A 19287-nucleotide genomic window follows, 5' to 3' on the forward strand; every position below is an offset into this window, starting at 1 on the left:
TGGCGGCGGGTTCGCGGACTCCGGTACTCCGGTACTCCGGAACCTCCGGAACGCCCAGCTCCGGTAATCCGGAAGCCCCCACCCGTCCTCCGAAGGGAGTCGGTCATGTCCACACCCATGTCGGCGAGCAGGTTCCTCGACGCGCTGCGCGACGCGGGCCTCAAGGTGGTCCAGGTCGGCGCCTGGTCCACCCACAACCGCAACCACAAGGGTCCGTGGGGCCCCGTCCACGGCGTGATGATCCACCACACCGTGACCCGTGGGACCGCCAACACCGTCCGGGTCTGCCGCAACGGCTACGAGGGCCTGCCGGGACCGCTCTGCCACGGCGTGATCGCCAAGGACGGCACCGTCCACCTCGTCGGCTACGGCCGGGCCAACCACGCGGGCCTCGGCGACGACGAGGTGCTGCGGGCGGTCATCGCCGAGCAGGGCCTGCCGCGGGACGACGAGGCCACCACGGACGGCAACCGGTACTTCTACGGCTTCGAGTGCGAGAACCTCGGCGACGGCGTGGACCCGTGGCCGAAGGTGCAGTTGGACGCCATCGCGAAGGCGGCGGCCGCGGTGTGCCGGGTGCACGGCTGGAACCAGCGCTCGGTCATCGGGCACCTGGAGTGGCAGCCGGGGAAGGTGGACCCGCGGGGCTTCACGATGGCCTCGATGCGCGAGCGGGTGGCCGACCTGCTGCGCTGACGCCCCGGCCGCGCGGACCGGGGCGCCGGGCGCGGACAATGGCCCGGTGAACGCGTTCGACCTCTCCCGCCTGCGGCCCCGGCTCCCCTCGCCCCTGGAGCCGGTGGAGGACGAGCGCTTCACCCGGCGCGGCCTCACGCTGGCGCTCAAGCGCGAGGACCTCATCCACCCCGATCTGCCGGGCAACAAGTGGCGCAAGCTGGCGCTCAACCTGGAGGCGGCGGGCGGGCGTCCCGTGGTCACCTTCGGCGGCGCCTACTCCAACCACCTGCGCGCGGTGGCGGCCGCCGGCCGGCTGCTGGGCTTCCCCACGGTCGGGATCGTGCGGGGCGACGAGCTGGCCGGGCGGCCGCTCAACCCCTCGCTCGCGCGGTGCACGGCGGACGGGATGCGGCTCGTGTTCGTCGACCGGGCCGCGTACCGCGCGAAGAACGACCCGGCCACGCGCGCGATGCTCCTGGAGCGGGCCGCCCCCGCGGGCGCGTACGCGGTCCCGGAGGGGGGCAGCAACGTCCTGGCGGTCCAGGGGTGCGTGGAGCTCGGCCGGGAGCTCGCCGGGGCGGCCGACGCGGTCGCCGTGGCCTGCGGCACCGGGGGCACCCTGGCGGGCCTCGCGGCCGGCCTCGGCCCCGGGACGCGGGCGCTGGGCGTCCCGGTCCTCAAGGGCGGCTTCCTGGGCGGGGAGGTACGCGCCCTCCAGGAGGCGGCGTTCGGCGGGCCGCGCGGCGACTGGGCACTCGACGAGCGCTTCCACTGCGGGGGCTACGCGCGCGTGCCCCCGGCCCTGGACGCCTTCGCACGCGACTTCGAGGCGCGGCATGAACTCGCCATCGAGCGACTGTATGTGGCCAAAATGCTGCTGGGGCTCACGACCCTCGCGGAGGAGGGCGCGTTCCCCGCGGGCACCCGCCTCGTGGCCGTCGTCACGGGCGCGCCGGACCCGACGGGGCAGGACGCCGGGCCTCAGTCCGCGGCCTCCTCGCGATAGGCGGCCGCCTCCTCCAGGTCGAGCCTGCGGAGCAGCGTCCGCATCATCTCGTCGTCGATCCGCCGGGCGTCGCGCAGCCGCACGAAGACCTCGCGCTCGGCCTCGATCATCTCCCGCGAGAGCCGCCGGTAGGTGTCGTCCGCGGTCTCCCCGGTGACCTCGTTCACGGCGCCGAGCCGCTCCCAGACGGCGTTGCGCCGGCGTTCCAGGACCGTGCGGAGCCGGTCGGCGAGGGGCTGGGGCAGGGCGTTCCGCTCGTCGGCGAGGAGGGCGTCCAGACGGGCCTCCGCGGCCTGCGAGGCCTCGCTCTGGGCCTGCGCCTCGGCCAGCGTCTCGGCGTACCGGTCCTTCCCCGGGAGCTTCAGGAGCCGGATGAGCGGCGGCAGGGTGAGGCCCTGGACGACCAGCGTGCCGATGACGGTGGTGAAGGTGAGGAAGAGGACGAGGTTGCGGGCCGGGAACTCGACGCCGTCGGTCGCCACGGGGATGGAGAAGGCGATGGCGAGCGAGACCACGCCGCGCATCCCGGCCCAGCCGACGATGAGGGGCGCCCGCCAGTCCACCCCCGGTTCGCGTTCCCGGACGCGGGCGGAGAGCCGGGGCAGGAAGGTCGCCGGATAGACCCAGACGAACCGGACCACGACCACGGCGACGAAGACCCCGACCGCGTACCAGGTCGCCTCGCCCATCCCGTACGGCCCGAGTTCCCGGACGACGTAGGGCAGCTGGAGGCCGATCAGGGCGAAGACGGCCGACTCCAGCACGAAGGCGACCATCTTCCAGACGGCCTCCTCCTGGAGGCGGGTCGCGAAGTCGACCTGCCAGGCGCGGTGGCCGAGGAAGAGGCCGACCACGACGACGGCGAGGACACCGGAGGCGTGCACCTCCTCGGCCGCCGCGTAGGCGACGAACGGGATGAGGAGGGAGAGGGTGTTCTGCAGGAGGGAGTCCCCGAGGCCCCGCCGCAGCCAGTGGATGGGGACCATCAGGAGCAGGCCGACGCCGATGCCGCCGAGGGCGGCGAGCGCGAACTCCCCGAGTCCGCCGGCCCAGCTCAGCCCCTCGCCGACCGCCGCCGCGAGGGCGACCTTGTACGCGGTGATGGCGGTGGCGTCGTTCACCAGGGACTCGCCCTGGAGAATCGTGGTGATCCGGTTCGGCAGGCCGAGCTTGCGGGCGATGGCGGTGGCGGCGACCGCGTCGGGCGGGGCGACCACCGCGCCCAGCACCAGGGCGGCGGTGAGCGGCAGGTCGGGCACGAGGACGTACGCGAGCCAGCCCACGGCCACGGTGGCGAACAGGACGTACCCGACGGAGAGCAGCGCGACGGGCCGGATGTTGGCGCGCAGGTCGAGGTACGAGGAGTCGACGGCCGCCGTGTAGAGGAGCGGGGGGAGGATCAGCGGCAGCACGATGTGCGGATCGAGGGTGTAGTCCGGCACCCCGGGCACGTAGGCGGCGGCGAGGCCGACCGCGACCAGGAGGAGGGGCGCGGGCACCGGGGTGCGCCGGGCGAGTCCCGCGACCGCGGCGCTCGCCGCCACGAGTGCCACCAGCTGTAGAGCGTCCATGCCCGTCCCCGTCTCGTCCCGCAACGTAACCTGGCCATCATGAGCGAGTGCCCGCACGTTGCCGAAATGCCGCGCCCCGAACCGGCGCCGCTGGCCGACACCTGTCCGGAGTGCCTGGCGGACGGCACGCATCCGGTCCAGCTGCGGCTCTGCCTGACCTGCGGGCACGTGGGCTGCTGCGACTCCTCGGCGGGGCAGCACGCGACGCGGCACTTCGCCGGGACGGGCCACCCGGTGATGCGGACCTTCGAGCCGGGCGAGGCCTGGCGCTGGTGCTTCGTGGACGGGTCGATCGTCTGAGTCCCCGAGGCCGGTCCGGTCGTCCGACGGTCCGGCGATATGGCGATTCGGCCGTTCGACGATTCGCCCGCCCCGCGGTTGGGTACGTCACCCCTCCGCCGGTCGCACGCCTCCGACCCCCGCAGACCCCCGCCCACCGTCCGCACCCATGGGCCTACCATGGGTGACGACCGGTGACCGGGGGCCGGTGGGGGCAGGGGTTCGCGGCGACACGACGGGACGGATCGCGATAGCGTCACGGCGGACCGCGCAGCCCCCTGCGTACCGCCCGGTTCGGGGGCCTCTCCCCCCGAACCCCGAATGAGCTTGTGCCACCTTGGAGGTGAGGGTGTCCCAGATCGCAGGCGAGCCCGGGACCCAGGACTTCGTGGAAGTCCGGCTGCCCGCTGCGGGTGCCTATCTGTCCGTGCTGCGTACGGCCACGGCCGGCCTCGCGGCGCGCTTGGACTTCACCCTCGACGAGATCGAGGACTTGCGGATCGCGGTCGACGAGGCCTGCGCCATCCTGCTCCAGCAGGCCGTGCCGGGATCCGTCCTCAGCTGTGTCTTCCGGCTGGTCGACGACTCCCTCGACGTGACCGTCTCCGCCCCGACCACCGACGGCCGGGCGCCCGAGCGGGACACCTTCGCCTGGACGGTGCTGTCGGCACTGGCCGGGAAGGTGGAGTCGTCGGTGGCCGACGACCGCACGGTCTCGATCAGCCTGTACAAACAGCGCGGCGCGGGGCCAGGCCCGGCGTGAGGCGCGGGGACGCGACGGCCGGCATCCCTGAGCAGCAGGCACGGCCGTATGAGGTCGCTACGGAGCAGGCGGACCAGATGAGCGAGCACGAGCAGCACCCCGAGGTTCCCGAGACACCGGGCGCCTCCGGGGCCCCCCGGGGCCCCGGGCGTGCGGAGGGCTCCACCGGGGCGGGCGTGACCGCGGCGGCCACGGCCGCCGGGACCGGGACGTCCGCGGAGAAGGAGGAGCCGGAGGACGGAGACGAGTCCGAGGACGTCCCCGCCGTCCCCGACCCGCACGACCGGAGCGGCGCGCGCGCTCTCTTCGTCACGCTCCGCGAGCTGCCGGAGGGCTCCCCGGAGAAGGCCGAGCTGCGGAACCAGCTGGTGCGGATGCACCTGCCGCTGGTCGAGCACCTGGCCCGGCGCTTCCGCAACCGCGGCGAGCCGCTGGACGACCTGACGCAGGTCGCGACCATCGGTCTGATCAAGTCGGTGGACCGGTTCGACCCGGAGCGCGGTGTCGAGTTCTCGACGTACGCGACCCCGACGGTCGTCGGCGAGATCAAGCGCCACTTCCGCGACAAGGGGTGGGCGGTCCGGGTGCCGCGCCGGCTGCAGGAGCTGCGGCTCTCGCTGACCACGGCGACGGCGGAGCTCTCCCAGCAGCACGGCCGCTCGCCGACGGTGCACGAGCTGGCGGAGCGCCTCGGGATCTCCGAGGAGGAGGTCCTGGAGGGTCTGGAGTCGGCGAACGCCTACTCGACGCTCTCGCTGGACGTCCCCGACACGGACGACGAGTCGCCCGCGGTCGCGGACACCCTCGGCGCGGAGGACGAGGCCCTGGAGGGGGTCGAGTACCGCGAGTCCCTCAAGCCGCTGCTGGAGGACCTGCCGCCCCGGGAGAAGCGGATCCTGCTGCTCCGCTTCTTCGGGAACATGACCCAGTCGCAGATCGCGCAGGAGGTCGGCATCTCGCAGATGCACGTCTCCCGGCTGCTCGCGCGGACCCTCGCGCAGTTGCGGGAGAAGCTCCTCGTCGAGGAGTGACCGACGGCGGGGCGGGCCCCGCCGAACGAGAGGCGCCGGACGTCACGCACCGGGCGCTCCCCCGAGGGCGCTTCGGGTCAGCCCTCCTGGCCGGGGCGCCGGATGCCGAGCGCCTCGGTGGTGGCAGGGTTCACCAGGAGCACGAGCCCGGTGACGGCCAGCACGCCGAGGACGATGCCGGCCGGGATCAGCGCGCTGTCCGCCTGGAGCATCTGCCAGGCGACCGGCAGGGCCAGGATCTGGGTGATCACGGCCGGGCCGCGGCTCCAGGAGCGGCGCGCCCACAGCCCGCGGGCGGCGGCGAGCGGGATCAGCCCGAGTGCGACGAGCGTCACGGCGCCCGTCGCCGCGCCGGTGAGGTCCCCGGACGTCCCGGTCAGCGCGTGCACCAGCATGTAGACACCCCCGGCGAAGAGGCCGAGGGCCTCGACACCGGCCACGGCCGCCGCGGCGGCGAGTCGGGCGGGGCGGGGGGTCTGCTCCGTGCTGCTCTCAGCGGGACTGCTCATACAGGGCAGGGTAGCGGGGGCCGGACGCCCGGGCCGAAGCCGGGCGGGGACGAGCCGACGGGGCCGGGGAGCCGGGGCGACCGAGCCCGCGGACGCAAGGCGGACGGACCCGGGGAGGCACGGCGCCGAGCCCGCGGACGCAAGGCGGACGGACCCGGGGAGGCACGGCGCCGAGCCCGCGGACGCAGGGCGGGCGGACCCGGGGGGCCACGGCGTCAGGGCCGGGGAGGCAAGGCGTCCGGCCCCGGGCATCCATCGCGGCAAGAGCCGCGGATCCGCGGCCGTGAGTCCCGGGCGGACGCCTCTCGGGGCGTCGGGTGGAGGTGTCCGCGGACCGGGCTGGACTGGGCCCGGTACCGCCGGGTAGGTACCCTGGCGCTCATGCGCGCACTTCTCGTGGTCAACCCGGCAGCCACCACCACCAGTGCCCGCACCCGTGACGTGCTCATCCACGCGCTCGCGAGCGAGATGAAGCTGGAGGCGGTCACCACCGAGTACCGCGGGCACGCGCGGGGCCTCGGCCGGCGGGCCGCGGACTCCGGAACGATCGACCTGGTCGTGGCCCTCGGCGGCGACGGCACGGTGAACGAGGTCGTCAACGGACTGCTGCACGGCGGCCCCGATCCCGACCGGCTGCCCGGGCTCGCGGTCGTCCCCGGCGGTTCGACGAACGTGTTCGCCCGCGCCCTCGGACTGCCGAACGACGCCGTGGAGGCGACCGGCGCACTGCTCGACGCGCTGCGTGAGCGGAGAGCACGCACGGTGAGCCTCGGACTCGCCTCGGGAACCCCGGGCACGGAGGACGAGGCCGTCCCGTCCCGCTGGTTCACCTTCTGCGCCGGACTGGGATTCGACGCGAGCGTCATCGGCCGGGTCGAACAGCAGCGGGAGCGCGGGAAGCGGTCGACCCACGCCCTCTACCTCCGGCAGGTGGTGCGCCAGTTCCTGGAGGAGCCCAACCGCCGGCACGGGACGATCACCCTGGAGCGCCCCGGGGCCGAGCCGGTCGAGGATCTCGTACTCTCCATAATCTGCAACACCTCCCCCTGGACCTACCTGGGCAATCGCCCGGTGTACGCGTCCCCGGAGGCCTCCTTCGACACCGCGCTCGACGTGCTCGGACTGCGCCGTCTGTCCACTCCGGCGGTGGCCCGGTACGCCACCCAGCTGCTCACCTCGACCCCGGAACGAGGCCCTCGCGGCAAGCACGCGACGACTCTGCACGACCTGACCGACTTCACCTTGCATTCCAAGGTCCCCCTCCCTCTACAGATGGACGGAGACCACCTGGGACTGCGTACGAGCGTGACGTTCACAGGCGTACGCCGTGCACTGCGTGTGATTGTGTGAGTGGAAGGGCCCAAAGTCCTTTCACTCGAACGTTTAGGCGCGCATCCACCCCTTAGAAGTACGGCTGTGACCTAGCCGACACCGAGGAATCAAAAAAAACTTTCCGGAAGGGGTTGTATCCGTTGCTGGGGTTTGGGAGTCTCTTCTTGGCGATCGGGACGGCCCGCAACACCGGCCTCCACTGAGAGCCAGAACCCCTCCTCAGTCTTAGGACCACACCAGTTCATCTGGCAGTCGGCCCTTCCCTTGCGGGGGGATTCGTGAAAGCGTTCACATTCACAAGCAACCAGCTTGTAACACCCTAGAGAGGTAGCAGCCATGGACTGGCGTCACAACGCCGTTTGTCGTGAGGAAGACCCCGAGCTGTTCTTCCCCATCGGCAACACCGGTCCTGCGCTGCTGCAGATCGAGGAAGCCAAGGCCGTCTGCCGCCGCTGCCCCGTCATGGAGCAGTGCCTGCAGTGGGCGCTCGAGTCCGGCCAGGACTCCGGCGTCTGGGGTGGCCTCAGCGAGGACGAGCGCCGCGCGATGAAGCGCCGTGCCGCTCGCAACCGGGCGCGTAACGCCAGCGCCTGACGCCCACCGACAGCCTGAGGCGAGCGGCGCATACATCGCGTATGCATTCACCGCCCTTGAGCCGCAGCGCGCAGCAGTAACCCACAGCATTCGAGCCCCGGACCGAATTCCTCGGTCCGGGGCTCGCTGCCGTCCGCGCCCGAATCCGCCGGCAGCGGGCTTCCGGGGGGGCGGCTCCACGACGGAACCACCCTCCCTCCGCCGCTACTTCAGCGGCTGCACCGGAATGTCGAGGACCACCTTCGTACCGCGCTCGGAGCCCGGCAGCATGTCGAAGGTTCCGCCCAACTCCCCCTCCACCAGGGTTCGTACGATCTGCAGGCCGAGGTTTCCGGCCCGCTGCGGGTCGAACCCCTCGGGCAGGCCCCGGCCGTCGTCCTTGACCGTGATGAGCAGCCGGGCGTCGGGCCTGGGCTCGCCGCGCACGGCGGTGACCTCGACGGCGCCCTCGTCGCCCGGGGCGAACGCGTGCTCCAGGGCGTTCTGCAGGACTTCGGTCAGGACCATCGAGAGCGGGGTCGCGACCTCGGCGTCCAGGATGCCGAAGCGGCCGTTGCGCCGGCAGGTCACCCGGCCCGGGGAGATCTCGGCGACCATGGCGATCACGCGGTCGGCGATCTCGTCGAACTCCACCCGCTCGTCCAGGTTCTGGGACAGCGTCTCGTGGACGATCGCGATCGAACCGACCCGCCGCACCGCCTCGTTCAGGGCCTCGCGGCCCCGGTCGGAGTCCATCCGGCGGGCCTGGAGGCGCAACAGGGCGGCCACCGTCTGGAGGTTGTTCTTCACCCGGTGGTGGATCTCCCGGATGGTGGCGTCCTTGGTGATCAACTCGCGCTCGCGGCGACGCAGTTCGGTGACGTCCCGGAGCAGGACGAGCGAGCCGATCCGGGTGCCCTTGGGCTTGAGCGGGATGGCCCGGAGCTGGATGACGCCGCCGTTCCCCTCGACCTCGAACTCGCGCGGCGCGTAGCCGGAGGCCAGCGTGACCAGGGCCTCGTCGACGGGGCCGCGGGAGGGGGCGAGTTCCGCGGTGATCTGGCCGAGGTGCTGGCCGACCAGGTCGGCGGCGAGGCCGAGCCGGTGGTAGGCGGAGAGGGCGTTGGGCGAGGCGTACTGGACGATGCCCTCGGCGTCGAGGCGGACGAGTCCGTCGCCGGCGCGGGGCGAGGAGTCCATGTCGACCTGCTCGCCGGGGAAGGGGAAGGTCCCGGCCGCGATCATCTGGGCGAGGTCGGAGGCCGACTGGAGGTAGGTGAGCTCCAGCCGGGAGGGGGTGCGGACGGTCAGCAGGTTGGTATTGCGCGCGATGACGCCGAGGACGCGGCCCTCGCGGCGGACGGGGATCGACTCGACCCGTACCGGGACCTCCTCGCGCCACTCCGGATCGCCCTCGCGCACGATCCTGCCCTCGTCCAGGGCGGCGTCGAGGAGCGGTCGGCGGCCGCGCGGCACCAGATGTCCGACCATGTCGTCCTGGTACGAGGTGGGGCCGGTGTTCGGCCGCATCTGCGCGACGGAGACGTACCGGGTGCCGTCGAGCGTCGGCACCCAGAGGACGAGGTCCGCGAAGGAGAGGTCGGAGAGCAGCTGCCACTCGGACACCAGCAGGTGGAGCCACTCGAGGTCCGAGTCGCTCAGGGCGGTGTGCTGGCGCACGAGGTCGTTCATGGAGGGCACGGTGCGAGCGTACCCGCGGAATAAAGGGGCGGTGAACCTGGATCTCCGGCGCTCCGTGCTGGAGGATGGGCCAGGAAGGACCGCGTTCCTGTGGATGGACAGACAAGAATGGTCTAGTCCACAATGAAAGCGATAGACCTCCATCCTCCCCGCACAGGAGGATGGAACGAGGTACCCGGCGCTCTCTGCCCTGACTGCGCCGAGACCTCCCACACGGCCGAGGGACCGCACACCCCCGGCCGGAGCACACTCCGGGCTGCGGTGCCGGGCGGGCTGAGGGTCCCGCCGGGCGCCGCGGCCCGCGGGTCTTTCCGGGGCCGCCCGCCCTCCGCCTCTCGGGTTTCGGCGGGGCCACCCGCCCGCACCGCCCCCTGCACCTCCCCGCGCGCTCAGACTCCGGGGTCGGCGGGCCCGGGGTCCGCGCCCGGCGCGGCCACGGCCTCCGGGCGGTGCGGCGGCCAGGCCAGCATCGCGGCCGCGGCCACGGCCGCCAGCTCCTCCCTCGTGGCCCCGTCGCGGGCCTGCTGGGACATGCCCTGGAGGACGGCGCCGCTGAACCGGGCGAGGGCCCGGGCGTCGGTGTCGGCCGGCAGCTCCCCCGCCGCGACGTCCTGGCGGATGCGGGTCTCGAAGGTGGCCAGGTTGCGGTTCCGGCGCTCGCGCAGGGTCTCCTCGACCTCGGGGGTCGAGCAGTTGGTCGCGGCCGAGATCATCAGGCAGCCGCGGGGCAGGCCCGGCTCGGTGAAGAGCTCGGCGGCCTCGGCGAGCACCCGGCCGACGGCGCCGCGGGCGGTCGCCTCCTCCGCGAAGGCCCGGCCTCCGTACGCCCCGTAGGAGCCCGCGTAGGCCTCGACGACCTCCTCGAACAGCGTCCTCTTGTCGCCGAAGGCGGCGTAGAGGCTGGGGGCGCTGATGCCCATGGCGCGGGTGAGGTCGGCGACCGAGGTCGTCTCGTAGCCGTGCTCCCAGAAGGCCAGGGTCGCCTTCTCCAGGGCCGTGAGGCGGTCGAAGGAGCGGGGGCGGCCGCGCTGTGTCGTCACCATGGAGTGAATTCTATAGCGGGTGCTACGGAAAGTGGGGTACGGTCTTTTCCTAACGACCGCTACAGAAATGAGGGGGGCGTCGCCATGGGCGTGCTCGGGCTGGACGACAGGACCGCGGGAGCGACGACGGGGAGGCTGGCCGGCCGGACCGCGCTGGTCACGGGCGGCAGCCGGGGCATCGGACGGGGGATCGCCGAGCGGCTCGGCCGGGACGGCGCCCGGGTCGCGGTGCACTACGGCGCCGACGAGGCGGCGGCGAAGGAGACGGTCGCGACCATCGAGGCGGCCGGCGGGGAGGCCTTCGCCATCGGGCAGGAGCTGGGGGTCCCGGGGGACGCGGAGGCGCTCTGGGCCGCGTTCGACGCCCGGGCCGACGGGCTGGACATCCTGGTGAACAACGCGGGGATCGGCGTCTCCGCCCCGTTCGCGACGATCACCGCCGAGGAGTACGAGCGGGTCTTCGCGGTCAACACCCGGGCGCCGTTCTTCCTCGCGCAGCTCGGTGCGGAGCGGCTGCGCGACGGGGGCCGGATCGTGAACGTCTCGACGGGCCTCTCGCACGCGGCCCTGATGCCGGAACTGATGGCGTACGCGATGTCGAAGAGCGCGCTCGACGTGTTCACCCGCTACCTGTCGAAGGTGCTAGGTCCGCGCGGGATCACGGTCAACGCGGTGGCGCCGGGCATCGTGGACACCGACATCAACGCGGCCTGGCTCCGGGGGAACGACGAGGCCTGGGCGGGGGCGGCGGCGATGTCGGCCCTGGGGAAGGTCGGCACCCCGGAGGACATAGCCGACGTGGTGGCCTTCCTGGCCTCGCACGACGCGCGCTGGGTGACCGGGCAGTGGATCGACGCCACGGGAGGCTCCCTCGCCTGATCTCCGGGGTCCGGCGGGTTCGAGTGGCTGGTGGGACACGGGCGGCCGACGATGGAGGCGGCGGGCACGTCCGCGGGGCGGAACGGCATGAGGGGAAGGCCTCTCCTCTGCTAGATTGGGCTTTGATTGGTCTATACCACATGGCTCCTCACCGGCAGCCCCTCACCAGATCGGCAGGCCCAGCGTGGAAGTTGTCATCGTCAAGGACGCCAAGGCAGGCGGCGAGCTCATCGCGGGTGGCATCGCCGACCTCCTGCGCCGCAAGCCCGACGCGCTGCTCGGCGTGGCCACCGGCTCGACTCCGCTGCCCATCTACGACGCCCTGATCGCCCAGGTCGAGGCCGGCTCCGTGGACGCCTCCCGCGCCCGGATCGCCCAGCTGGACGAGTACGTGGGGCTGCCCTCGGGTCACCCCGAGTCCTACCGCTCCACCGTGCTCCGCCAGGTCGTCGAGCCGCTCGGGCTCTCCCAGGAGGCCTTCATGGGGCCCGACGGCTCCGCCGAGGACGTCCTGGCGGCCTGCGAGGCCTACGACACCGCGCTGGCCGAGGCCGGCGGCGTGGACCTGCAGATCCTCGGCATCGGCACCGACGGGCACATCGGCTTCAACGAGCCGTGCTCCTCGCTCGCCTCCCGCACCCGGATCAAGACGCTGACCGAGCAGACCCGCGTGGACAACGCCCGCTTCTTCGACAACGACATCGAGCAGGTGCCGCACCACGTCATCACCCAGGGCATCGGCACCATCCTGGAGGCCCGCCACCTGGTGCTCCTGGCCACCGGCGAGGGCAAGGCCGAGGCCGTGGCGCAGACCGTCGAGGGCCCGGTCGCGGCGCTCGTGCCGGCCTCCGCGCTGCAGCTGCACCCGCACGCCACGGTCGTGGTGGACGAGGCCGCCGCCTCCAAGCTGAAGCTCGCGGACTACTTCCGCCACACCTTCGCGAACAAGCCCTCCTGGCAGGGCATCTGATCCGCCCGGATCCCCCGGTCGCGGACCGCGTACGGCGAAGGGGCCCGGCACCTGGTCAGGTGCCGGGCCCCTTCGCGCGGGTCCGTCAGGCTCCGGTGCCGACCACGGCCTCGGCGGCCGCGCGGCCGCAGACCCGGGCGGCGCCGTGGGTGGCGATGTGCAGGGCCCCGCGGGGCTCCGCCTCGTTGAGGCCCATCTCGACCACGACGGTGTCCGGGCGGGCAGCGACCAGGGCATCCAGGGCCTCGGTCATCCAGACGTGCCGGTGGAGGTCGCGGACGACCGCCACGATCCGGCGCTCCCCCGCCGCGGCGAGGAGGGCGTCCACCGAGGAGTCGGCGTAGGAGCCGGTCTCCGTGCCGGGGAGCAGCCGCTCCAGCTCGGCGGCGATGCCCCAGGGGGTCTCGTCGCCGACCGCGAAGTTCGCGACCGGAGTGAAGGAGGCCACGTAGGGCGCGCTGTCCACGGGGGTGTACGACCCCGGCCCGCGGGTCACCTTCAGGGCCCGGCGGGCGGCGACGAGTCCGATGTCGGCGCCGGGCGCGGTCCCCTCCTGCACTGCCGCGCCCGACACCGATTCAGCCCCCCTGGCCCGGTGCGCCTGGGTCCAGGTCGCCAGGGCGCGTACCCGCGCCGCGGCGTCGGCCAGCCGTTCCTCGGGCAGTTCACCGGTCCGTACCGCGTTCACCAGCGCGTCGCGCAGCTGCAGCACGGTGTCCTCGTCGCACAGCCCGCCGCCGACGCAGATCGCGTCGGCGCCCGCGGCGATGGCGAGGACCGATCCGCGCTCGATGCCGTACGTCGCCGCGACGGCCTGCATCTCCATGCCGTCGGTGACGATCAGCCCCTCGAAGCCCAGCTCCTGGCGCAGCAGACCGGTGAGGATCTGCGGGCTCAGGGTGGCCGGGCGGTGGGGGTCGAGCGCGGAGAGAAGAATATGCGCGCTCATGACCGCTTTGGTACCGGCGGCGACGGCCGCGCGGAAAGGCACCAGCTCACGGGCGTGCAGTGTGGCGAGGTCCACATCGATCCGGGGCAGCGCGTCGTGGGAGTCCACGTTCGTGTCGCCGTGTCCGGGGAAGTGCTTGGTGCAGGCCGCGACGCCGACGCCCTGGAGGCCGTCGACGTACGCCACGGTGTGCCGGGCGACCAGGTCGGGGTCCGGCCCGAAGGACCGGACGCCGATGACCGGGTTCTCGGCGTTGGAGTTGACGTCGGCGGACGGGGCCCAGTTGAGGTCGACGCCGCAGGCCGCGAGCCGGCGGCCGAGCTCACGGGCCACGGCCCGGGTGAGCTCGACGTCGTCGACGCTGCCCAGGGCGTAGTTGCCGGGGAACGAGGAGCCCTGCTTGACCTCGAGGCGGGTGACGTCGCCGCCCTCCTCGTCGATGGCGACGAGGACGTCGTCCCGCTCGGCCCGCAACTGCGCGGTGAGGGCGGTGAGCTGCTCGGGGCTGACGATGTTCCGGCCGAAGAGGCCGACGGACGACAGGCCCTCGCCGATGCGGCGGAGCAGCCAGTCGGGCGCGGTGGTGCCGACGAACCCGGGCTGGAGCACCGTGAGCGCGTCACGGGTCAGGGTGTCCGTGCCGTGGAGGAGTGTGGTCATGGGGAGCTCTTATCCCTTCACCGCGCCGGCGGTCATGCCGCCGACGGCCTTGCGCTGGAGGAAGAGGAACACGACGAGCACGGGAAGTGCGAAGAGCGTCGAGGCGGCCATGGTGGCGCCCCAGTCGCTGCCGAACGCGGTCTGGAACTGGGTGAGCCAGAGCGTCAGGGTCTGCGACTCCTTGTCCTTGTTCAGCATGAGGATCATGGCGAACTCGTTCCAGGCGGTGATGAAGCCGAAGAGCGAGGTCGACATCAGGCCGGGGGCGAGCAGCGGGAAGATCACCTTGCGGAACGCCTGGCCCCTGGTGCAGCCGTCGATCTGCGCGGCCTCCTCCAGCTCGACCGGGACGGCGGCGATGAAGCCGCGCAGGGTCCAGATCGTGAAGGGGAGGACCATGACGAAGTAGATGAGCGTCAGCATCGGGATGCTGTTCAGCAGGTCGTTCTCGCGGGAGATCATGTACATCGCGATGACCATGACCTCCCAGGGGGCCATCTGCGCCATCATCACGATGAGGACGATGCCCTTGCGCCCCTTGAACCTCATGCGCGCGATCGCGAAGCTCGCGGCCAGCGCGACGAGGAGGGCGAGCACCACGGCACCGACGGTGACCATGAGGCTGTTGGTGACGTAGGTCCAGAACAGGTCGACGCCGGTGGCGGTCGAGTAGTTCTCCAGCGTCGGGGTGAAGACGAAGACGGGGTCCTTCGTCATGATCTCGTGCTGCGGCTTCAGCGAGGACGAGAACATCCAGTAGACGGGGAAGACGAACACGACCGCGAGCACGAGGGCGGTGAGGTTCTTGGCGACCGAGCCGACCGTGAGCGGCCTCCTGGTGCGCAGCTTCTGCGGAGTCTCGGTGGTGGCGCTCACAGCTCCTCCTCCTGCTTCAGGATCAGGCGGAAGTAGAAGGACATGACCGCGATGAGCATCACGATCGTCAGGATGGAGATGGCGGCGGCGACACCGTAGTGGAACTGGCCGACGCCCTCGATGTAGGCGAAGACCGGCAGCGTCTCGGAGCCGCGGTCGGGGCCGCCCTGGTTCATGGCGTAGACCTGGGCGAACGCCTTGAAGATCCAGATGATCTCCAGGAAGGTCGTGATCATGAAGAAGGACTTGAGGTTCGGGAAGACCACGGCCCAGAAGGTGCGCCAGCCGCTCGCGCCGTCCATCTTCGCGGCCTCGTACAGCTCGGACCCGATGGTGGTCAGGGCGGCGTACATGTTGAGGGCGACGAACGGGATGGAACCCCAGACCAGCAGGATCATGATGATGACCAGGGTGGAGAACCCGGTCTCGAACCAGTTGTGCTGCTCGTAGCCGTCGAAGCCGAGCGTGCGCATCAGCCAGTTCACGACGCCGAACTGCTCGTCGAAGAGCCAGCGGAAGACCGTGACGGAGGCGACGATCGGCATGGCCCAGGCGAACATCAGGGCCAGGGAGAGGACCAGGCGCATCTTCTTGCCGAGGCGGTTGAGCAGCAGGCCTATGCCCGTGCCGATCGCCATGATGAGGGCGACGTTGACGGCGGTGAAGACGACGCTTCGGACGACGACGGTCCAGAAGTCCGGGTCGCCCAGGAGCTCCGTGTAGTTGTCGAAGCCGGTCCAGACGGTCTCCCGGGTGATGAACTCCTTCCGGTTGAGCTCCTGGAAGGAGAGGATCACATTGCGGACCAGCGGGTAGAGCAGCAGCACCGCCATGGACAGCAGGGCCGGCGCGACGAGCAGGTACGGCAGCCAGCCGCTGGGCAGGGAGCGTCTGCCGCGCGAAGGCTTACGGACTTCCTTCGGGCCCGAAGGGGGTGGCGGAGTCTGAGACTTCCCTGCCGCCCTCCCGGGCGCGTCCTGAGGATCGGCGGTCGCCGTCCCCTGGGAGTCCACGGTCATGGTCTTATTCCTCGCGGTTCTGGGGCTCCCGCGCCCACCGGGGCGCGGCCCGGGGGAGCGGGCCGCTGATCACTCGTGAAGCGCCGATGGTGCGGCCGGTGCGGGACCGGCCGCACCACCGGGCTACGGATTACTGCTGGTGTTTCGGGTGCTGCTGACTACTGCTGGTTGATGCGCTCGTTGATGACCTTGTCAGCGGCCTCACCGGCGGCCTTGGCGTCCTCGCCCTTCAGGACCTTCGTCATGAAGTCCTTGATCGGGTTCGGCGCGGTCTCGACGTTCGCCCAGCCCGGGGTCACCGGGGTGACCTTGCCGGAGGCGGAGGAGGCGGCCATGGCCTCGGCGAAGGAGCCGGCGGCGGGCTTGAACTGCGCGGCGTCGGTGTTCGGAAGCAGCGCGCCCTCGGTGGCGGTGGCGTACTTCGTCATGAAGTCCTTGCCGGCGGCGAGGGCCAGCCACTCCTTCGCGAGGTCCTTGTTCTGGGACCGCTCGGCGATGGCGAGGTTCGAGCCGCCGAGGAAGACGGAGCCGGGCTTGTCGGCCGTCTTGCCCGGGATCGGGAAGTAACCGAAGTCGGCGGTCTTGCCGGCCTTCTTCATGGCGTCGATCGCGCCGCCGGCCTCCCAGCCGAGACCGATCCAGGACGCCACGCCGCCCTTGGGGACGATGTCGGTGGACTGCTGCGGGGTCGCTTCGTCCTTGTCCTTCGGAGCGGTGGAGTAGGACGCCAGCTCCTTGTAGAAGTTCATGGCGCTGACGGCCTCGGGGGAGGACAGGTTGCCCTTCCACTTGTCGCCGTCCTTGACCGCGAGGTCGCTGCCCTCGTCCCAGATGAGGCCGGCGAGGACGTACCAGGACTGGCCCGGCAGGTAGATCGCCTGCGACTTCGGGTCGGAGGCCTTGAGCTTCTTCAGGCCGTCGATCCACTCGGCGCGGGTCTTGGGCGGGGTGACACCGGCCTTCTTGAAGGCGGCCTTGTCGTAGACGACGACGCGGTTGGCGGCGTACCACGGGGCGGAGTAGAGCTTGCCGTCCAGCTCGTTGGAGGCGACCATGCCCTTGTTCCAGGCGTCGTAGCCCAGGGTGGCCTTGTCGCCGGAGAGGTCGGCGAGACCGCCGGTCACGGCGTAGCCCGCGGTCTGGGTGTTGCCGAGCTCCAGGACGTCCGGCGGGGTGTCCTCGGAGAGGGCGGTGGTGACCTTCTCCTGGATGCCGTTCCAGATCTGCTTCTCGACCTTGACCTTGACGCCCGGGTGCTTGGCCTCGAAGGCCTTGTTCACCTCGGCCATCCACGCGTCCGGCGCGGAACCGTCCATGACCCAGACGGTCAGAGTCTTGTCGCCCCCGGCCGACGCCTTGGCGCCGTCCTTACCCTTGTCACTGTCGGAACCGCACGCAGCGATAGAGACCATCATGCCTGCGACGCCGATCGCCGCGATGAGCTTGCGCTTCACGCCACCCTCCTCAGGGATGCCTGCAACCCCTGCCCACCGCGCGAAGACATACGTCGGGTAGTGCTCGTGGGGCTGGGACCTGGTCTTTAATGGTTTAGACCAGTACCCGGAGCTTGGCCTAGACCTTTAGGGGTGTCAAGGGTGTATAAGAAGGGCAGTCGCGTCCGTTATCGGACCGACACCTGAGGGAGGGCGACGACCCGTGACCGGTCCGTGCCACCATGTGAGCCGCGACAGACGGAGGAGCCGGTGACGGCAGCAGCACAGGAGTCGGGAAGGCAGGCCATGGCCACGGACGCGGGCAGCACGGAACCGGAGGGCGGGACGCCCACGCGTACCGCGCGCGTGCCCAAGTACTACCGACTGAAGCGGCATTTGCTCGACATGACGGAGACGCTGCCGCCCGGCACGCCGGTCCCTCCGGAGCGGACGCTCGCCGCCGAGTTCGACACCTCGCGCACCACCGTGCGCCAGGCCCTGCAGGAGCTGGTCGTCGAGGGGCGCCTGGAGCGCATCCAGGGCAAGGGCACCTTCGTGGCCAAGCCCAAGGTCTCCCAGGCGCTGCAACTCACCTCGTACACCGAGGACATGCGCGCCCAGGGCCTGGAGCCGACCTCGCAGCTCCTGGACATCGGCTACGTCACCGCCGACGACACGCTCGCCGGACTGCTCGACATCTCGGCCGGCGGACGGGTGCTCCGCATCGAGCGCCTGCGCCTCGCGAGCGGTGAGCCGATGGCGATCGAGACCACCCATCTCTCCGCGAAGCGCTTCCCCGCGCTGCGCCGCTCGCTCGTGAAGTACACCTCGTTGTACACCGCGCTCGCCGAGGTGTACGACGTGCACCTCGCCGAGGCCGAGGAGACCATCGAGACCTCCCTCGCCACCCCGCGCGAGGCCGGACTGCTCGGCACGGACGTGGGCCTGCCGATGCTGATGCTCTCCCGCCACTCGCTGGACGCCGACGGCGAGCCGGTCGAGTGGGTGCGGTCGGTCTACCGCGGCGACCGCTACAAGTTCGTGGCGCGCCTCCAGCGCCCCAACGGCTGAGAACACCGCAGGGCATCCACGAGAGAGCCGGACGGCCGCACCCCCACGGGGTGCGGCCGTCCGGCGTTTCCGCCACCCCCGGCGGGACCCGGAGCGGCGCCCTCCGGGGGAGCCCGCGGCCGCCCTCCCCCGGGGGTCCGCACAGCGAGATGACGACCCCCCGGCACCTTCCGCCTGGCAGCAACGTGACGCGTCCGCGAAACCCCCTGATCAGCGGCGCGCGGCGGCCGTACGAACCGGCTGGCTCCTAACGGCCACGCACTTGGCGCCAGCCGATCTCCGATGACAGGGCACCCCCGGCGGGCCAGTCTTGGACCTGTCGGAGCCGCCCGGAGGAACCCGGGAAACGGCACCGGGAGACCCCGCCCCGACATCCCGCGCCCGATTCGCCAGGAAGGCAGTCCCGCCATGCCCAGCAGCGCCCGTTTCGCCACCTTCGCCCGCATTCAGGTCCGCCCCGTCCTCGCCCTGCTCGTACCCGCCGCGGCCGCGCTGACCCTCGTCCTCGCCGCGGAGCCGGCCCCCGCCGAGGTCTCGTCCGCGACCGCCGCCGGCGTACAGACGGTCGCGGCGGCGCAGACGAACGAGGGCGACAACGGCTTCTCCTGGGGCTGATCTCCATCTACCTCGTCGGCATCTCGATGAGGGCATCGGACGACGAACCCGCCCCGGACGCCGACCCCCCACCGGCCCCGTCCGCCGCACTCCTCGTCGAGACGCTGCACCGCGTCGCCCGTCCGCAGGACCGCTTCGAGTCCGCACGGGCGCTGGTTCTCGACCGAACGGTCCGCCTGGCCCTCTACATCCGGGGCCCCGACGAGATCGAGGCCGTCGGCCACGCGCTGCTCCTCTGCCGACGCCTCCTCGGCCACTCCCCCGAGCTCTCCCGCCACCGCATCGCGGACTTCCGGCTGCTCTGAAGGCCCCCACGCACCGCGATCCCC

The 19287-nt window shown here is 71.7% G+C and carries 20 protein-coding genes; 12 read left to right on the top strand and 8 right to left on the bottom strand.

The features are described 5' to 3' along the window. Positions 1-105 precede the first annotated feature (105 nt). Positions 106-696 carry an N-acetylmuramoyl-L-alanine amidase gene (locus ACY0MR_RS12790; protein ID WP_361850818.1) on the top strand — a complete coding sequence of 197 codons (591 nt, stop codon included), beginning with the start codon at positions 106-108 and terminating at the stop codon, positions 694-696. Positions 697-742: 46 nt separating this feature from the next. Next, positions 743-1684, top strand: coding sequence for a 1-aminocyclopropane-1-carboxylate deaminase/D-cysteine desulfhydrase (locus ACY0MR_RS12795; protein ID WP_473560782.1), 942 nt, complete (start codon positions 743-745; stop codon positions 1682-1684). Here ACY0MR_RS12795 and ACY0MR_RS12800 read toward each other — a convergent pair. Further along, entirely contained in the window at positions 1660-3255 is a 1596-nt protein-coding gene (locus ACY0MR_RS12800) for a Na+/H+ antiporter (RefSeq protein ID WP_361850822.1), read from the bottom strand. The genes ACY0MR_RS12795 and ACY0MR_RS12800 overlap by 25 nt on opposite strands. 39 nt (positions 3256-3294) lie before the next feature. Here ACY0MR_RS12800 and ACY0MR_RS12805 point away from each other — a divergent pair, with 39 nt between their 5' ends. The 3 genes from ACY0MR_RS12805 (at position 3295) to ACY0MR_RS12815 (ending at position 5328) form a co-directional block, all read left to right on the top strand. Further along, positions 3295-3555, top strand: coding sequence for a UBP-type zinc finger domain-containing protein (locus ACY0MR_RS12805; RefSeq protein WP_392205975.1), 261 nt, complete (start codon positions 3295-3297; stop codon positions 3553-3555). Positions 3556-3883: 328 nt separating this feature from the next. Continuing rightward, complete coding sequence (locus ACY0MR_RS12810) at positions 3884-4297, top strand: ATP-binding protein (protein ID WP_019889334.1); 414 nt, start codon at positions 3884-3886, stop codon at positions 4295-4297. Positions 4298-4374: 77 nt separating this feature from the next. Next, entirely contained in the window at positions 4375-5328 is a 954-nt protein-coding gene (locus ACY0MR_RS12815) for an RNA polymerase sigma factor SigF (protein WP_473560785.1), read from the top strand. Between the two features lie 77 nt (positions 5329-5405). On the opposite strand, the gene ACY0MR_RS12820 is transcribed toward ACY0MR_RS12815, so the two are convergent. After that, a complete protein-coding gene (locus ACY0MR_RS12820; RefSeq protein ID WP_473560787.1) occupies positions 5406-5837 on the bottom strand; it encodes a hypothetical protein in 432 nt (143 codons plus the stop codon). 381 nt (positions 5838-6218) lie between these two features. Here ACY0MR_RS12820 and ACY0MR_RS12825 point away from each other — a divergent pair, with 381 nt between their 5' ends. Both ACY0MR_RS12825 and ACY0MR_RS12830 read left to right on the top strand, forming a co-directional pair. After that, a complete protein-coding gene (locus ACY0MR_RS12825) occupies positions 6219-7187 on the top strand; it encodes a diacylglycerol/lipid kinase family protein (RefSeq protein ID WP_473560789.1) in 969 nt (322 codons plus the stop codon). A gap of 318 nt (positions 7188-7505) precedes the next feature. After that, positions 7506-7763: a WhiB family transcriptional regulator gene (locus tag ACY0MR_RS12830; RefSeq protein WP_003953983.1), complete on the top strand. Its 258-nt coding sequence runs from the start codon at positions 7506-7508 to the stop codon at positions 7761-7763. Positions 7764-7967: 204 nt separating this feature from the next. Here ACY0MR_RS12830 and ACY0MR_RS12835 read toward each other — a convergent pair whose 3' ends face one another. Beyond that, the gene (locus ACY0MR_RS12835; RefSeq protein WP_361850830.1) at positions 7968-9434 is read right to left on the bottom strand and encodes a sensor histidine kinase; all 1467 of its coding nucleotides are present in this window, start codon (positions 9432-9434) and stop codon (positions 7968-7970) included. Positions 9435-9832: 398 nt separating this feature from the next. Beyond that, entirely contained in the window at positions 9833-10486 is a 654-nt protein-coding gene (locus ACY0MR_RS12840; protein ID WP_392862145.1) for a TetR/AcrR family transcriptional regulator, read from the bottom strand. A gap of 84 nt (positions 10487-10570) precedes the next feature. Between ACY0MR_RS12840 and ACY0MR_RS12845 the strand changes: the two genes are divergently transcribed. Then, positions 10571-11365 carry an SDR family oxidoreductase gene (locus tag ACY0MR_RS12845; protein WP_392040896.1) on the top strand — a complete coding sequence of 265 codons (795 nt, stop codon included), beginning with the start codon at positions 10571-10573 and terminating at the stop codon, positions 11363-11365. A 184-nt stretch (positions 11366-11549) separates the two neighbouring features. Next, entirely contained in the window at positions 11550-12335 is a 786-nt protein-coding gene (gene nagB / locus ACY0MR_RS12850; protein ID WP_385867838.1) for a glucosamine-6-phosphate deaminase, read from the top strand. Positions 12336-12420: 85 nt separating this feature from the next. Here nagB and ACY0MR_RS12855 read toward each other — a convergent pair whose 3' ends face one another. The 4 genes from ACY0MR_RS12855 to ACY0MR_RS12870 all read right to left on the bottom strand — a co-directional run bounded on the left by ACY0MR_RS12855 (position 12421) and on the right by ACY0MR_RS12870 (position 17293). Further along, the gene (locus ACY0MR_RS12855; protein WP_388793357.1) at positions 12421-13944 is read right to left on the bottom strand and encodes a glycoside hydrolase family 3 protein; all 1524 of its coding nucleotides are present in this window, start codon (positions 13942-13944) and stop codon (positions 12421-12423) included. 9 nt (positions 13945-13953) lie between these two features. After that, the gene (locus tag ACY0MR_RS12860; protein ID WP_388793355.1) at positions 13954-14820 is read right to left on the bottom strand and encodes a carbohydrate ABC transporter permease; all 867 of its coding nucleotides are present in this window, start codon (positions 14818-14820) and stop codon (positions 13954-13956) included. Further along, positions 14817-15839 carry a carbohydrate ABC transporter permease gene (locus tag ACY0MR_RS12865; protein WP_361857439.1) on the bottom strand — a complete coding sequence of 341 codons (1023 nt, stop codon included), beginning with the start codon at positions 15837-15839 and terminating at the stop codon, positions 14817-14819. Before ACY0MR_RS12865 ends, ACY0MR_RS12860 begins: the two co-directional genes overlap by 4 nt. A gap of 158 nt (positions 15840-15997) precedes the next feature. Then, positions 15998-17293: an extracellular solute-binding protein gene (locus ACY0MR_RS12870; protein ID WP_361857436.1), complete on the bottom strand. Its 1296-nt coding sequence runs from the start codon at positions 17291-17293 to the stop codon at positions 15998-16000. Between the two features lie 285 nt (positions 17294-17578). Here ACY0MR_RS12870 and ACY0MR_RS12875 point away from each other — a divergent pair, with 285 nt between their 5' ends. The 3 genes from ACY0MR_RS12875 (at position 17579) to ACY0MR_RS12885 (ending at position 19263) form a co-directional block, all read left to right on the top strand. Continuing rightward, a complete protein-coding gene (locus ACY0MR_RS12875; RefSeq protein WP_361857445.1) occupies positions 17579-18343 on the top strand; it encodes a GntR family transcriptional regulator in 765 nt (254 codons plus the stop codon). A 408-nt stretch (positions 18344-18751) separates the two neighbouring features. Then, complete coding sequence (locus ACY0MR_RS12880) at positions 18752-18958, top strand: hypothetical protein (RefSeq protein ID WP_388793352.1); 207 nt, start codon at positions 18752-18754, stop codon at positions 18956-18958. A gap of 26 nt (positions 18959-18984) precedes the next feature. Continuing rightward, on the top strand, positions 18985-19263 hold the full coding sequence (locus tag ACY0MR_RS12885; RefSeq protein WP_361857430.1) for a hypothetical protein: 279 nt from the start codon (positions 18985-18987) through the stop codon (positions 19261-19263). Positions 19264-19287: the final 24 nt, after the last annotated feature.

This window comes from Streptomyces sp. JN8, assembly GCF_055808075.1.

Excerpts from the sequence above, each read along its gene's own strand:
- ACY0MR_RS12825 (WP_473560789.1), top strand. The coding sequence starts at position 6,219 with ATGCGCGCACTTCTCGTGGTCAACCCGGCAGCCACCACCACCAGTGCC.
- ACY0MR_RS12840 (WP_392862145.1), bottom strand. The coding sequence starts at position 10,486 with ATGGTGACGACACAGCGCGGCCGCCCCCGCTCCTTCGACCGCCTCACG.
- ACY0MR_RS12865 (WP_361857439.1), bottom strand. The coding sequence starts at position 15,839 with ATGACCGTGGACTCCCAGGGGACGGCGACCGCCGATCCTCAGGACGCG.
- ACY0MR_RS12790 (WP_361850818.1), top strand. The coding sequence starts at position 106 with ATGTCCACACCCATGTCGGCGAGCAGGTTCCTCGACGCGCTGCGCGAC.
- ACY0MR_RS12820 (WP_473560787.1), bottom strand. The coding sequence starts at position 5,837 with ATGAGCAGTCCCGCTGAGAGCAGCACGGAGCAGACCCCCCGCCCCGCC.
- ACY0MR_RS12845 (WP_392040896.1), top strand. The coding sequence starts at position 10,571 with ATGGGCGTGCTCGGGCTGGACGACAGGACCGCGGGAGCGACGACGGGG.
- ACY0MR_RS12885 (WP_361857430.1), top strand. The coding sequence starts at position 18,985 with ATGAGGGCATCGGACGACGAACCCGCCCCGGACGCCGACCCCCCACCG.
- ACY0MR_RS12880 (WP_388793352.1), top strand. The coding sequence starts at position 18,752 with ATGCCCAGCAGCGCCCGTTTCGCCACCTTCGCCCGCATTCAGGTCCGC.
- ACY0MR_RS12875 (WP_361857445.1), top strand. The coding sequence starts at position 17,579 with ATGGCCACGGACGCGGGCAGCACGGAACCGGAGGGCGGGACGCCCACG.
- ACY0MR_RS12805 (WP_392205975.1), top strand. The coding sequence starts at position 3,295 with ATGAGCGAGTGCCCGCACGTTGCCGAAATGCCGCGCCCCGAACCGGCG.
- ACY0MR_RS12835 (WP_361850830.1), bottom strand. The coding sequence starts at position 9,434 with ATGAACGACCTCGTGCGCCAGCACACCGCCCTGAGCGACTCGGACCTC.
- ACY0MR_RS12815 (WP_473560785.1), top strand. The coding sequence starts at position 4,375 with ATGAGCGAGCACGAGCAGCACCCCGAGGTTCCCGAGACACCGGGCGCC.
- ACY0MR_RS12800 (WP_361850822.1), bottom strand. The coding sequence starts at position 3,255 with ATGGACGCTCTACAGCTGGTGGCACTCGTGGCGGCGAGCGCCGCGGTC.
- ACY0MR_RS12830 (WP_003953983.1), top strand. The coding sequence starts at position 7,506 with ATGGACTGGCGTCACAACGCCGTTTGTCGTGAGGAAGACCCCGAGCTG.
- ACY0MR_RS12855 (WP_388793357.1), bottom strand. The coding sequence starts at position 13,944 with ATGACCACACTCCTCCACGGCACGGACACCCTGACCCGTGACGCGCTC.